The following is a 13,241-nucleotide window of genomic DNA, read 5'->3' on the forward strand; positions in this document are numbered from 1 at the left end:
CATGGCGGCCGCTCTGGCTCTGTTTATCAAGCTCATTCCTCTGTATGTAACGGTCGCTCTTGGCTGGATTGCCGGGCGTTATCTGCAGGCCAGTGGCAAACATATCGCCGGAATCATGCTTTACATCGTAACGCCCTCGGTGGTGTTCTCGGGTGTGATGGCGGCGCCGCTGACGCCGCAGGTGATATTGCTGCCGGCGCTGGTGTTTGGCTTGTGTACCTTCATTGCCCTGGTGCATCTGGCCATTGCCCGCAAGGTGCTGACCGATGGCAGCGCGCCGATCATTCCGTTGTCGGTGGGCACGGGCAACACCGGCTACTTCGGCATCCCTGTGGCGTTGTTGCTGTTTGGTGAGCAGGGGCTGGCGCTGTACATTGTCTGCATGCTTGGCACCACGCTGTTCGAGAATTCGGTTGGTTTCTATCTGGCGGCGCGGGGCAAGTACAGCATCCGTGCTGCGCTGGTGCGGGTGGCAAGGCTGCCGTCGGTGTATGCATTTGCCGCGGCGGTGGCGTTGAATCTGTCCGGGGTGTCGATCCCATCGGTGTTTACGCCGCTGTTTGATAACCTGCGCGGCGCCTACAGCATTCTGGGGATGATGATTATTGGCATGGGCATACTGAGTTTCCGGGGTCTGGCTGGCAATCCGGTGTTCACCGGTCTGGCCTTCTTTGGCAAGTTTGTCAGCTGGCCGTTGCTGGCCCTGGCGTTCTGGTGGCTGGATGCTCACGTGCTGGGTATTTACGACCTGGCAGTGCACCAGGCCATTTTCCTGATTTCCATCACCCCGATAGCGGCCAATACGGTGGTGATTGCCACCCTGCTGGACGCGGCCCCAAGACAGGCGGCCGGCACCACACTGCTCAGCACGCTGTTTGCGCTCGGTTTTATTCCGCTGATGATTGCCTGGGTGTTCGGAGCGTAAGCAGGCTCAGCCCAGCGAAGACTGTCCCTCCAGCAAAGCCCAGGGCGTGAGCCTGCCAAACCACGGCCCCTCCGATGAGGGTGGCGGTATCGGTCAGGCCCAGCCCGGTTGACTCCATCACCAGTTTGCCGGTCAGCAGGGCCATAATGCTGGCAGACAGCACCCGCTCGCGCCTAAAACCATGAATGGCAAAGATCGCAATCAGCCCGTGCAGGCAGCCAGAAAAGCCCCGGTAGCCGGGCAGGTCTGGTGTAACAACCAGAAGTCCGCCGGAAATAAACATCGTCAGCCAGATCAGGGCTAGTGCCAGGGGTCGAAATGGCAGCGCTCGCGGGTAGAGGGTCAGCACCAAGGCAAGCCCCGCAAGGTTGAGTGCCAGGTGCCAGCCGTTCAGGTGAACCAGATGGCCGGTGACCAGTCGCCACCATTCGCCCGAGCGAGCCAGGTCTGGCCGCCACTCAAGGCTGCCGGCCGGCACCAGGAACAGGGCAGCCAGCAGAATCATCAGTGCCAGGGCAGGCTTGTTAACTGTTCGATACCCCAAGCGGGACGTACTCCTCATAAATACAGATTGTTACGGTAACTGGCTGGCTTGCCGGCTCTACTGTCTCTAGTTTGCGCGAAATCTTGAAAGCTGAACAGAAAGGGCTGCTCCTTGTGATACGTAAGTTCCGTTTGATGACCACCTTCGTGTTCCTGATGATGACCTTGCCGGCTAACGCAGAAACATCGGAAACACTGCAGTTGTGGATCGATGGCCAGAGCTATGACGTTGCCTTGACTGGCAATGAACGGTTGGCCTCGGCTCTGGGCACACAGCAGAATCAGAGCCAGGGCCGCCACTATCGTGGAAAACTCGCTGAAGATTCAGAAAGCTGGGTGCGGGTCTCCCGCCTCGACGGCGGCTGGGAGGGGCTGGCCTTCGTATTTGGGCGAATGCACGTAGTGGGCGGTGATTCTTCGCGCAACCAGTTAGCCAATCAGAGCTTCAGCTTCCAGAGTGCGCCCCAGTGCGGCCTGGACCACGCTCACACCGAGGCAGAAATTTCCCCGGATTCGATCATGTCGCCGATGATGGCGCAGGCCGTGTCTGCCAGTTATGACAGCCTGTGTGAGAACCGGGTGGCGGGCGCCTGTCTGCTGCTGGAGCTGGAGGTGGCGTTTGATCGGCAGTTTCAGGACCGGTTCCCGGGTGACTATCTGGACCGGGCCCTGAGCATTCTGAACATAGTGGAGGGCTTTTATTTCGAGCAGTTGGGTATCGGGCTGGATGTCCTGAGCATGACATTCCTCGACTCCGACGTATTCACTACCTCAAGCAGCGCCAGCGATTTGTTGAACGATGTCAGTGCAAAGGTTCTGGCGGGTAGCCTGCCTTTTCAGCAGAGCCGCCAGGCATTGTTTCACCTGATTACGGGCAGGGGCTTTGATGGCAACACCGCGGGCGTAGCTTTCGTTGGTTCCTTTTGTGGCGGACCAGGGCCGAGAACCGGGGTTTCCCGGTATACCAATTCCAACGTCACCACCGCCGTTGTTGTCGCCCATGAGCTTGGCCATAACCTCGGTTCTTTGCATGATGGCGATGGCAACAGCTGTGGCGACAGCTTTATCATGAGCCCCTTCGCCAGACCAACCGCAAGCACCTTTTCCTCCTGCTCCCAGTCCAGCTTTATATCCACTATCAACAATCGTACATCTCTGGAGCAGTGCTTCAATTTCCCCGCCGATGCGTCTATGGCTGAGAGAGAATCGAATCCGGAGGCGTTGGCTGCCGCAGAGAACTTTGTTGCCTACTTTGATGTGACCTATGAGCAGGCGTCTCAATCGGCTGATTGGTTGGAGGTTTCCGGCGAGATTGAAGGAGAAAGCGCCGCGTTTGAACTGGTGACCCTTGATGGCGCTGCCTGTGAAACGGATGGAAGCACGTATCGCTGCAAAGACATTATTCCCGGCATCAGCGATATGGCTTTGGTTGTTCAGGGCGTGTCCGGTACCGGCGAGGAGCTGGTGATTTCCCAGCGAGTTGCCCTGATCAGCCTGAGTGGCGAGGTACTGGATATTCGACCTGAGAATAACCGGCTGGAGAGTCGATATGCCGTAGAACCAGCCACGGAATCAGAGCCAGACAGCGGCGGTGAGCAGACGGGCGACGGCGATACCATTGTTCGTGCCGACCCGGACCAGACAGGCAATAACGCCTCAGTGGGTTCCGGCGGCAGCAGCGGTGGTGGCAGCATGGGGTTTGGCTGGCTGGTGCTGGCGGCGATGGCTGGTGCTCTGAAGTGGCGCCAGCAGGGGAGGAGGCCAGGGCCTTCTGGCAGTCCCGGGATGTAAAGGGCTATGTCACCCTGGAACAAACCCGCTTCTGCCCGCCTCCTATGCCTTCAGTGCCAGAATCCGGCGTGCCCCGCCCAGCACGATCAGGCCCACGAGGGTGCCGATCACCAGGTCCGGATAACTGGAACCTGTCCACGCCACCAGGGCTCCGGCTGCGATCACACCTACATTGATGACCACATCGTTGGCCGAGAAGATCCAGCTGGCTTTCATATGGGCACCACCATGGCGGTGCTTGGCAATGAGCAGCAGGCAGGCCGTGTTGGCAACCAGGGCAATCAGGGCAACCAGCATCATCGTCGTGGATTCCGGCTCGCTGCCAAACACAAAGCGCCGGCCGACTTCCAGCAGCACGCCCAGCGCCAGAATCAGTTGCAACACGCCGGCAACATGGGCGGCTCGCACCTGAAGTTTGATGCTGCGACCAACCGCAAACAGGGCAAGGCCGTACACGGCGGCATCGGCAAACATATCCAGGGAATCCGCAATCAATGCAGTCGATTGGGCGATGATTCCGGCGGTCATCTCCACCACAAACATGATGGCGTTAATAGCCAGCAGAATGCGAAGGGTGCTGGCTTCCCGGGCTGAGTCAGGTGCGGCACGGCTGGCGGCGTTCAGAGCCTCGGCATCTGCCGGGCGGGTTTCCTGTAATACTGCCCCCAGTCCAAGGGGGGTGAGTGTGCCGGTGATATCAGCCGCCTCGCCGTTGTGAATAACCTCAAGCTGGCGCTTTTGCAGATCGAAAGACAGTGCCTGCACCTGGTCTGCTCCGTTCAGAGCCAGGCGGATCATCCGTTCCTCCGAGGGGCAGTCCATCTTCGGTATGTTGTAAATGCTCAGCCGCTCGCCGCTTACAGCGGACGACTGAGGTGCGGGTGATGCATCTGTCTCTTGCCGGGTATCAGTGCCTGCGTTGCAGCCGCAGCTATTTTTGCCATTGTTGCTCATGCCTGGTTCCAGTTAATCGGTGTTACCGGCGTCGGATTTCGGAAAATGGATGTGCGCCGTCAAGCCGCCCGTCGGCCCGCTGCCGAGTTTGAGGTGGCCCCCGTAGCGATGGGTGATCTCTCGGACAATGGCCAACCCCAGCCCGTGACCGGGGGTTTGCTCGTCCAGCCGGACGCCACGGGTGCCAAGCGACGATAACTGCTGTTCGGGAACGCCCGGGCCGTCGTCAACAACCGCAATCACGGCGTCGTTATCCTGCTCCGCAAGCTGCAATTCCACGCACTCCTGTGCCCACTTGCCGGCGTTGTCCAGCAGGTTGCCCAGAATTTCGTTCAGATCATGTTGCTCTACAGGCCATCGGTGATCGTCGGCCAGTTCGGTGGTCAGCTCAAACGACTTTTCGGGGTAAAGACGACCCAGCATCCAGAGCAGGTCGCGGGCCTGTTTTACCGGCTCGGCGCTTTTGCCAACCTGCGGCCCGGCAAACCGGCTGCGGCGCATCTCAGCTTCGAGTTGCTTGTCGATGTCAATCAGGCGGTTGGCCATTTCAGCGCGTAATGCCGGATCGATGGCCCGGCCGTTGTCTTCCAGTATCTGTCTGACCGCCGCGATCGGGGTTTTTACGCTGTGAGACAGGTTGCCCAGTGCGTTCCGGGAACGCTCCAGCCGTTGATCCAGGGAATCCAGTAGCTGGTTGAGTTGTTTTACCAAAGGCCTGAACTCCTCCGGCGTGCGAACGCTGATGCGTGAAATGCTCCCCTCCTGAAGGCTTTTCAGGGCAGCCTGCAGCGATGCTACCGGCCTCAGTGCCAGCGCAATGCCCACCCAGATAACCGCGACCAGCAGCAGGATCAGAAGGGTAGAGACAATCGCTGTCCAGACATGTAACTCGGCCTGGCTTGCCCTGAGCACATCCATATCTTCGGCAACGATAATCACGATAGGCACCGCGCCAACATCGAGTTCGCGGCGGTAGGCGAGGATGTCTGATGGTGCGCCCGGTATGGACGAGTCCCGAACCCTGATGGCGCCTTGTTGGTCGGTCGAGAACAAGGGCGACAGCACCGGGGCCCAGAAATCCGGGCTGATGGTGGTTTCGGTGGGTGAGTTCAGCGCAAACGCATGATGGAAGACTTTCTCGAAATAATCGCCGGTTTGCAGCTGCTCCAGCTGGCCTTCGGACTGGCGAACCTGCAATTCCAGGAATGCTACCTCGTCGTGCAGCCGGCTCTCCACAAATCCCCGTGACATCCTGTCGAGTAGCAAACCGTGAACGATCCAGGCGATGGCCATCAAAACAATGCCGGACGGCAGCAGCAGCGTCAGCAGAGTGGTTCTGACGGATGCCGGCTTAGAGGCTGGTTTCATTGAACAGGTATCCCTGCCCGCGGCGGGTGGCGATGGTTTCGGCTCCGACCAGTTTCCGTAATCGGCGGATATAGGCCTCGATCACGTTATCACTGGGGTTGTCGTTCAGGTTGTAGAGCTGCTCCATCAACTGTTCCTTGGAGAAGACATGGCCCGGCCGGCTCATCAGGCAGCGCAGCAGACGAAACTCGGTGCCGGTCAGACTGTGCTCGGTGCCGTCGTCTGCCCGGAGGCTTTGCCGGTTTTCATCCAGTTCAAACCGCCCGGCCTTGACCGAGGAAGACACCCTGCCTTCGCTACGCCGGATGATGGCGTTCAGGCGGGCAATCAGCTCTTCGGTCTGGAAGGGCTTGGCCAGGTAGTCATCGGCGCCTGCCTTGAGGCCGTCGACCTTGTCTTGCCAGTCGCCCCGCGCAGTCAGGATAAGAACCGGGAAGTTGATGTGATTGGCGCGCCATTGTTTCAGCACCGTTAAACCGTTGCCATCGGGCAGTCCCAGATCCAGCACGCAGGCGCGATAACTCTCCTGAGAGCCCAATGTGCCGGCGTCTCGTGCCGTTTGGGCACTGTCGACACTGAAGCCGGCTTTCTCGAGCTGCCGTGACAACCCATCGGCCAACAGCCGGTCATCCTCTACCAACAGTAATCTCATCTGGTGCGCACCATCCTGCTCCGTTGCCTGTTGATTCTCACCAATACTATGCCCACGCAATCTGAATTGAGCCTGAACAGCATTTAATCCGGTTTTTCAGAAAGAATTCAGGTTAGTGGGCCATGGTAGCAGCTGCTCAGACATCACTCGAGTGCGATCACCAGCTTTACTGCACTCCAACAACGATAACGTAAAGGAGTTGTTATGTTGAAACATTCAAAGTACGTCATTGCCGCTGCGGCACTGTCTTTATCTTTCACCGCCTTCGGCGCCGGTACCCACGGCCATGGACACGGGGCAGGGGCCGCCACTGGCGAACCGGCAGACGCCTCGGAAGCCACCCGCACCATCACGGTGGCCATGTATGACAATTACTATGAGCCGGAAACCATCAACGTACAAAAGGGCGAAGTGGTTCGCTTTGTGGTGGAGAATCACGGGCAGTTGGTCCACGAGTTTAATATTGGCACCGCCGACACGCACGCAGCCCATCAGGCGGAAATGACGATGATGGTAAAGCATGGCGTGATCCAGGGTGGAACGATCAACCACGCGATGATGGAAATGGATATGGGCGATGGTCATTCGATGAAGCACGACGACCCGAACAGCGTTTTGCTGGAGGCCGGCCAAAGCGGGGAACTGGTCTGGCGTTTTTCCGGTGATGCGACTCTGGAATTCGCATGTAATGTGCCCGGTCATTACCAGGCGGGTATGTACGGCGATGTAAAGTTCCAACAGTAACGGGAGTAGCACTATGACCAAGCGCCTGATTGCGGCCACCTTGGCCCTGCTGATGCCCGTTATGGGTTTGGCGGGCGAGTTCGATCTTACGGTTGATCGGGTAAAGATTGATACCGGCGATTTTGTCAAAGAAGGCATTGGCTACAACGGCAGTTCGCCGGGCCCGGTTCTCCGCTTCAAGGAAGGTGAGGATTTGGTGATCAACGTCACCAACAATCTGAAAGAGACAACCTCCATACATTGGCATGGCCTGATCCTGCCATTTGATCAGGACGGCGTGCCCGGCATCAGCTTTCCCGGCATCAAACCAGGTGAAACCTTTACCTACCGCTTCCCGGCGGTGCAGGCCGGCACTTACTGGTATCACAGCCACTCGGGATTCCAGGAGCCGGACGGCGCCTATGGTGCCATCATTATCGAGCCAAAGGGCCGGGAGCCGTTCAGGTATGACCGTGAGTACGTGGTGCAGCTGACAGATAAGCACCCGCACGCGGGCGACCGCATCATGCGCAACCTGAAGTCGTCGCCCGACTATTACAACCGCCAGCAGCAAACGGTGATGGATTTCTTCACCGAATCCCGCGAGCAAGGCTTTATGGCCACCCTGCGCGATCGCATGATGTGGGGCCAGATGCGCATGATGAAGGCGGATGTGGAAGATGTTCAGGGCTTCACCGGCCTGATCAATGGCAAGGGCCCGGAGCAGAACTGGACGGGGCTGTTCAAGCCCGGTGAACGGGTGCGCCTGAGGTTTATCAATTCCTCCGCCATGACCTACTTTGACATTCGTATTCCGGGCTTGAAGATGACGGTAGTCCAGGCCGATGGCAACAACGTCCAGCCGGTGAGTGTCGACGAGTTTCGGATTGGTGTCGCGGAAACCTACGACGTGATCGTGCACATTCGTGATGAACAGGCCTACACCATCTTTGCCGAGTCCATGGGCCGCTCTGGCTACGCCCGCGGCACGCTGGCACCCCGCGAGGGCATGGTCGCCAAGGTGCCGGAGCTGCGTAAAGCGCCGATGCTGACCATGGCGGATATGGCTGGCCACATGGATCATGGTGATATGGACCACGGCTCAATGAATCATGGCAGCATGAACGATGGCGCGATGGACCATGGCAACATGGATCACGGCAACATGGATCAGGGCTCGATGGACCATGGCGCGATGAATCATGGCAGTATGAGCCAGGGTGGCATGGATCATTCTGCCCACGGTGGTGGCCTTCCGGAAGACCCCTTCTACGCCAGCGGCAGTGGCTTGCTGCCAACGGCCAGTAATGGCGGTAAGTTCCTGTCTTACTCCGATCTCCGGGCACAAAGCCCGCTGTATGACGAGCGTGAGCCAACCCGCGAAATCGAAATGCGGCTGACCGGTAACATGGAGCGTTACGAGTGGAGCATTAACGGCGTCAAATACGAGGATGCCGACCCGGTTGTACTGCAATACGGAGAGCGGGTCCGGTTCAAGTTTGTGAACGAAACCATGATGACACACCCCATGCACCTGCACGGTATGTGGTCGATTCTCGATGTCGGGGCCGGCAAGTGGAATCCGATCAAGCACGTGATCAGCGTGGCACCGGCGACCACGGTGTACATGGAAACCGAGGTGGATGCACCGGGTGAGTGGGCGTTCCATTGCCATCTGTCTTATCATGCAGCGACCGGTATGTTCCGCAAGATTGTGGTTGAGGGCGGCCCGGATGAAGAAGTCGCCGCCGGAAATACAAAACCGCAGGGAGGTGGCGCATGAAAACGTGTAACCCATGGCTCGCCCGGGTCTCTGCTCTGACTTTGCTTGGCCCCGCCGCAGTATTGGCAGACCAGGCGATTGATGCGCACAGTGTCAATGCGTTCTGGGGTGTCAGTGCTGAAAAGTTCGAGTACCGCTACAGCGACTCTGATGAAAAGCTGGCGGTGATTGAGACTGATGCCTGGTACGGCAGTGACGAGCTGAAATTCCGGTGGCAGTTCACGGGGGAGTGGGAGGAAGCCCACAACGCCTGGGAAACCCTGGAAAACCAGCTTCTGGTCCAGACCCCGGTCAGTGATTTCTGGGATGCCAAAGCGGGTATCCGCATCGATACGCCTGAGGGCCCGGACCGGGTTTATGGCGTGATCGGGCTGACGGGCCTGGCGCAGTATTGGTTTGAAATCGACACCAACCTGTATGTCAGTGACGAGGGCGATGCTTCGGTGGATTTCGAGGCTGAGTATGAGCTGCTGATCACCAATTACTGGATTGTCTCCGCCACCTTTGAAACCCTGCTGGCGTTCTCTGAAGACCGGGAAATCGGCGTGGGTAAAGGGATCAACTCGACAGAAGTCGGCTTGCGGCTGAGTTACGACCTGATCGACCGCTCCTTCTCACCCTATGTGGGCGTGGTTCACGAGCGCAAATACGGCGACACAGCCGATCTCGCCCGCGCCAGCGGCGGGGGTACCGAGGACTGGTTTGCCGTGGTCGGCGCGCGGCTGGCATTCTGAACTTTCTGCTCAAAGGCCCGGTTCCCAGCCGGGCCGTTTCCTGCTTCTGCAATTGATACAAGTCACGTCCAATAAATAAGCCTCCTTTGTTTTACCCTTTTTCAGGCTAGTTTCAGTTTCACCTGTTGGGATGGTGGTATGTCACCAAAGGAGGACTTGTCATGATGCACGACAACATGTACGGCTACACTATGTGGGCAGGCCACTGGCTCTGGATGCTGGTGATTGCAATTGCGGTGGTTATTCCAGCCTGGCGCATCTGTCAGCGCACCGGGTATCCCGGTTGGCTTGGTATTCTGATTGTGATCCCGGTGGTTAATCTGGTCCTGCTTTATTTCCTGGCCTTCTCCGACTGGCCGGGTGTCAAGGAAAGTGGAGGTGATGCCTGATGAAGGACATGTCAACGGCAAAACCCGGGGTCTATGAACTGACGGTCCCGGGGATGGGATCGAATCATTGCGCCGGTATTGTCAGCAAAACTCTGAACCGCCTGGACGGCATCGAAGCCGTTACCACCAATATTGCCAACCATAAGGTGCATGTGACCACCGGCGCTGACGGCCCGGATGGAGATGCCCTGAAACGCGCGGTGGAGGGTGCCGGCTACGATGTGGCGCGGGTAAACACGCAAGCCGATGCCAACCCGGACAACGAAGCGGAAGACGAAGAACAATATCTGAAGCAGGCCGTTCGCCGGCTTTGGATAGCGGCGGTGCCGACCACTCTGATCATGCTTTTGATGATACCTCACATGTTCTGGCAGCCTATTCCGGGGTATCTGGCCATTGTTGCTGTACTGGCCTTTCCGGTGGTGTTTCTGTTCGGTGGCGCAGCGACCCATAAGGCGTCTTTCCGTTCCCTGAAGAACGGCACCTTTAATATGGACGTGCTGATCTCAATGGGCAGCCTGCCGCCGTTCATTATTGGTCTGGTGGGCTTTGTGTATCCGATGACATCGTTTATCGAGATGGCGGCGACCATTATGACCTTCCACCTGGTTGGCCGGTATCTGGAGGCCAAAGCCAAGGGTAAGGCTTCTCAGGCGATCCGCAGGTTGCTGACACTCGGTGCCAAGACCGCCCGTGTGGAGCGGGACGGCGAAGAAATCGAAATTCCCGTGAAGGAGCTGGTGCCCGGCGACATCATGGTAGTGCGGCCCGGCGATAAGGTGCCCACCGATGGAGAGGTTGTCGATGGCGAGAGTCACCTGGATGAATCCATCGCCACGGGCGAGTCCATTCCGGTCTATAAAAGCACCGGCGATACGGTTATCGGCGCGACCATCAATAAAGAAGGGCGGCTGAGGGTGAAAGCAACCCGTGTGGGTGGTGATACCTTCCTGGCCCAGGTGGTCAAACTGATCGACGAGGCCCAGGGCTCCAGGGTGCCGATCCAGGAATTTGCCGACCGTATGACCGGTCGCTTCGTGCCGTTGGTTCTTATTATTGCGCTGGGCAGCCTGTTGGCCTGGCTGTTCGCCGCCGATACGTTGCGCCCGATCCTTGAATGGGGTGCAGGATTCCTGCCCTGGGTAGATCCGACGGCGGCGACGCCGGTGCTGGCGATCCTGGCGGCGATTGCGGTGTTGGTGATTGCCTGCCCGTGTGCTCTGGGACTGGCCACGCCAACGGCCCTGATGGTGGGGTCGGGCATTGGTGCCGAGCGCGGCATCCTGATTCGCTCGGGTGAGGCTATCCAGACCTTCAAAGACATCAAGGTGATGGTGCTGGATAAAACCGGGACGATTACCCGGGGTGAGCCAAAACTGACCGAAACCGTTGCCGCCTCCGGAGTATCGGAAACCGAGCTGCTGGAACTGGCTGCGGCCGTGGAAAACGCTTCGGAACATCCCATCGCCCGCGCCATTGTAGACGGTGCCCGGGAACGCGGTGTTAAACCCGGTGATGTGTCTGACTTTCGTTCCACCGGTGCCCGTGGTGTCTCAGGCGTGGTCTCAGGCCAGTCGGTACTGATTGGCAACCGGTTGCTACTTGAAGAGAACGGGGTGGCGGGGCTGGACGCTCTGGACAACGATCTTCAAGAGCTTGAAAGCAAAGGCAGAACCGCCGTGATCGTTGCCCGGGATGGCCAGGCCTGTGGCATCGTCGCTGTTGCCGACACACTGAAGGATGAATCGGTCGCCGCCATCAAAGCCATGCATGAGCACGGGCTGCACGTGGTCATGATTACCGGTGATAACGAGCGTGCCGCTAACGCCGTTGCCAAAGAAGTCGGCATTGATGAGGTGCGTGCCGGCGTATTGCCCGAGGGCAAGGTGGACGCCATCCGGGAGTTGCAGAAAAAATACGGCAACCACGTCGCCATGGTGGGTGACGGTATCAACGACGCTCCCGCGCTGAAACAGGCGAACGTGGGTATTGCCATAGGCGCCGGCGCGGACGTGGCCATCGAAGCCGCCGACGTAACACTGGTGCGTGGCGAGTTGTCTGGTGTTGTAGACGCGATGGTGTTGTCCCGTGCCACCTTCAAGAAGATCGTTGAAAACCTGATATGGGCCAGCGGTTATAACGTCGCCGCTATTCCCATCGCCGCGTCCGGCCTGTTGCACCCGATGATCGGTGTGGTGGCAATGACTGCCAGTTCGCTCTCGGTGATTGGTAATTCGATGTTGCTGAGGCGGCGTTATGACAAAGAGCGCCGCTAAATGGTGAGCAGTGGTTGGCGGCATCACTTATCACCATTATCGGTCTGATTTTCGTTCTGAAAGCAGCGGGCGAAGTCGGGAAGATACCCGAAGTTCGCCCAGGAATTGATTGAGATCAACTCGTTCTCCGAACTGACTGAAGCATTCAGTTTGAATTCAGACCGCTGTGATTACCTAGACTTATCACTTGGTTTTAGGAGCTGGTGAGTCAACATTGCTTGTCACAGCTTCAGGAGAATTCGTTATGAAATTTAGCCGTCGATACTGGATCACCCTTTCGTTCTTCGGTGTGATCGCGCTGGTGCTTCTGTGGGGCGAACACAAAGTCCACATTCTCGGTGCGTTGCCCTGGCTGGTTCTGCTGCTTTGCCCATTGATGCATATATTCATGCATGGCCGTCATGGGGGAGGCCATTCAGGACATCAACAGGGCTCAGAAAAGGAAGATCACCGTGAGTAACGAAACAAGTGACTACGGGCTCTGGAGTCTCGTAATCCTGAACTCAGCTATTTTTATCTTTTTTGCGTTCAGCTTTTTTAAGCCTAAAACGAAGCGCGACTGGCGCTCGTTTGGCGCCTTTAGCGCATTTCTGGTCGCATTGTTCACTGAAATGTACGGCTTTCCCTTAACCATCTACTTTCTCGCTGGCTGGCTGCAAAGCAGTTATCCGGATGTGGATTGGTTTTCTCATGACAGTGGGCACTTGCTGGAAATGTTGTTCGGGTGGCAGGGGTCTCCGCACTTCGGGCCATTTCATTTACTGAGCACGGCGTTTATCGGGGTTGGATTTTATCTGATCGCGGCCGGCTGGCGCGCGCTGTACACCGCTCAGAAAGTGGGCAAACTGGCCACCGGTGGGCTTTATGCCTGGGTTCGTCACCCGCAATATGTCGGGTTTGTACTGATCATGTTTGGTTTTCTGCTGCAATGGCCGACGCTGCTTACCCTGGCAATGTTTCCGGTGCTCCTGTGGATGTATTCACGTCTGTCTATTCATGAGGAGAAAGATATCGAGAAAGAGTTTGGGGAGGCGTGGCGAGACTATGCGGCTAAAACACCGAGGTTTATTCCACGGCTCCAGAATTTTCGGCGCCCGATATAG

The 13,241-nt window shown here is 57.8% G+C and carries 13 protein-coding genes; 9 read left to right on the forward strand and 4 right to left on the reverse strand.

From position 1 onward, the window contains the following. Nucleotide 1 precedes the first annotated feature (1 nt). Entirely contained in the window at nucleotides 2–925 is a 924-nt protein-coding gene (locus tag IBX51_RS04565) for an AEC family transporter (RefSeq protein WP_291829131.1), read from the forward strand. Here IBX51_RS04565 and rrtA read toward each other — a convergent pair. Next, nucleotides 888–1,469, reverse strand: coding sequence for a rhombosortase (gene rrtA, locus IBX51_RS04570; protein WP_291829132.1), 582 nt, complete (start codon nucleotides 1,467–1,469; stop codon nucleotides 888–890). The two genes, IBX51_RS04565 and rrtA, sit on opposite strands and share 38 nt — an antisense overlap. Nucleotides 1,470–1,582: 113 nt before the next feature. On the opposite strand from rrtA, the gene IBX51_RS04575 reads away from it, so the two are divergent. Further along, the gene (locus IBX51_RS04575) at nucleotides 1,583–3,259 is read left to right on the forward strand and encodes a M12 family metallo-peptidase (RefSeq protein WP_291829134.1); all 1,677 of its coding nucleotides are present in this window, start codon (nucleotides 1,583–1,585) and stop codon (nucleotides 3,257–3,259) included. A gap of 42 nt (nucleotides 3,260–3,301) precedes the next feature. Here the strand turns inward: IBX51_RS04575 and IBX51_RS04580 are convergent, their stop codons facing one another. Genes IBX51_RS04580 through IBX51_RS04590 form a run of 3 tightly spaced genes read right to left on the reverse strand, consistent with a single transcriptional unit; the run spans nucleotide 3,302 to nucleotide 6,233 of the window. Then, nucleotides 3,302–4,213, reverse strand: coding sequence for a cation transporter (locus IBX51_RS04580; protein ID WP_367166339.1), 912 nt, complete (start codon nucleotides 4,211–4,213; stop codon nucleotides 3,302–3,304). 12 nt (nucleotides 4,214–4,225) lie between these two features. Then, nucleotides 4,226–5,581, reverse strand: coding sequence for an ATP-binding protein (locus IBX51_RS04585; RefSeq protein WP_291829136.1), 1,356 nt, complete (start codon nucleotides 5,579–5,581; stop codon nucleotides 4,226–4,228). Continuing rightward, nucleotides 5,565–6,233 carry a response regulator transcription factor gene (locus IBX51_RS04590; protein WP_291829138.1) on the reverse strand — a complete coding sequence of 223 codons (669 nt, stop codon included), beginning with the start codon at nucleotides 6,231–6,233 and terminating at the stop codon, nucleotides 5,565–5,567. Before IBX51_RS04590 ends, IBX51_RS04585 begins: the two co-directional genes overlap by 17 nt. Before the next feature lie 207 nt (nucleotides 6,234–6,440). Here IBX51_RS04590 and IBX51_RS04595 point away from each other — a divergent pair, with 207 nt between their 5' ends. From IBX51_RS04595 to IBX51_RS04625, 7 genes are all read left to right on the forward strand, one after another. Then, on the forward strand, nucleotides 6,441–6,977 hold the full coding sequence (locus tag IBX51_RS04595; RefSeq protein WP_291829227.1) for a cupredoxin domain-containing protein: 537 nt from the start codon (nucleotides 6,441–6,443) through the stop codon (nucleotides 6,975–6,977). A gap of 13 nt (nucleotides 6,978–6,990) precedes the next feature. Then, the gene (locus IBX51_RS04600; RefSeq protein ID WP_291829140.1) at nucleotides 6,991–8,739 is read left to right on the forward strand and encodes a copper resistance system multicopper oxidase; all 1,749 of its coding nucleotides are present in this window, start codon (nucleotides 6,991–6,993) and stop codon (nucleotides 8,737–8,739) included. Further along, on the forward strand, nucleotides 8,736–9,473 hold the full coding sequence (locus IBX51_RS04605; RefSeq protein ID WP_291829142.1) for a copper resistance protein B: 738 nt from the start codon (nucleotides 8,736–8,738) through the stop codon (nucleotides 9,471–9,473). The genes IBX51_RS04600 and IBX51_RS04605 overlap by 4 nt, the downstream gene beginning before the upstream one ends. A gap of 161 nt (nucleotides 9,474–9,634) precedes the next feature. Further along, nucleotides 9,635–9,862 carry a hypothetical protein gene (locus IBX51_RS04610; RefSeq protein ID WP_291829144.1) on the forward strand — a complete coding sequence of 76 codons (228 nt, stop codon included), beginning with the start codon at nucleotides 9,635–9,637 and terminating at the stop codon, nucleotides 9,860–9,862. Then, entirely contained in the window at nucleotides 9,862–12,138 is a 2,277-nt protein-coding gene (locus IBX51_RS04615) for a heavy metal translocating P-type ATPase (protein ID WP_291829146.1), read from the forward strand. Before IBX51_RS04610 ends, IBX51_RS04615 begins: the two co-directional genes overlap by 1 nt. 244 nt (nucleotides 12,139–12,382) lie before the next feature. Continuing rightward, on the forward strand, nucleotides 12,383–12,598 hold the full coding sequence (locus IBX51_RS04620; protein WP_291829148.1) for a DUF2933 domain-containing protein: 216 nt from the start codon (nucleotides 12,383–12,385) through the stop codon (nucleotides 12,596–12,598). Then, nucleotides 12,591–13,241 (forward strand): isoprenylcysteine carboxylmethyltransferase family protein, encoded by a 651-nt coding sequence (locus IBX51_RS04625; RefSeq protein WP_291829229.1) that lies wholly within the window; start codon nucleotides 12,591–12,593, stop codon nucleotides 13,239–13,241. Before IBX51_RS04620 ends, IBX51_RS04625 begins: the two co-directional genes overlap by 8 nt.

Origin of the sequence: Marinobacter sp., assembly GCF_014859525.1 — a bacterium.
Classification (GTDB): Bacteria; Pseudomonadota; Gammaproteobacteria; order Pseudomonadales; family Oleiphilaceae; genus Marinobacter.

Coding starts and splice junctions, on each gene's coding strand:
- IBX51_RS04565 (WP_291829131.1), top strand. CDS start 2: ATGGCGGCCGCTCTGGCTCTGTTTATCAAGCTCATTCCTCTGTATGTA.
- IBX51_RS04580 (WP_367166339.1), bottom strand. CDS start 4,213: ATGAGCAACAATGGCAAAAATAGCTGCGGCTGCAACGCAGGCACTGAT.
- IBX51_RS04585 (WP_291829136.1), bottom strand. CDS start 5,581: ATGAAACCAGCCTCTAAGCCGGCATCCGTCAGAACCACTCTGCTGACG.
- IBX51_RS04590 (WP_291829138.1), bottom strand. CDS start 6,233: ATGAGATTACTGTTGGTAGAGGATGACCGGCTGTTGGCCGATGGGTTG.
- IBX51_RS04600 (WP_291829140.1), top strand. CDS start 6,991: ATGACCAAGCGCCTGATTGCGGCCACCTTGGCCCTGCTGATGCCCGTT.
- IBX51_RS04605 (WP_291829142.1), top strand. CDS start 8,736: ATGAAAACGTGTAACCCATGGCTCGCCCGGGTCTCTGCTCTGACTTTG.
- IBX51_RS04610 (WP_291829144.1), top strand. CDS start 9,635: ATGATGCACGACAACATGTACGGCTACACTATGTGGGCAGGCCACTGG.
- IBX51_RS04615 (WP_291829146.1), top strand. CDS start 9,862: ATGAAGGACATGTCAACGGCAAAACCCGGGGTCTATGAACTGACGGTC.
- IBX51_RS04620 (WP_291829148.1), top strand. CDS start 12,383: ATGAAATTTAGCCGTCGATACTGGATCACCCTTTCGTTCTTCGGTGTG.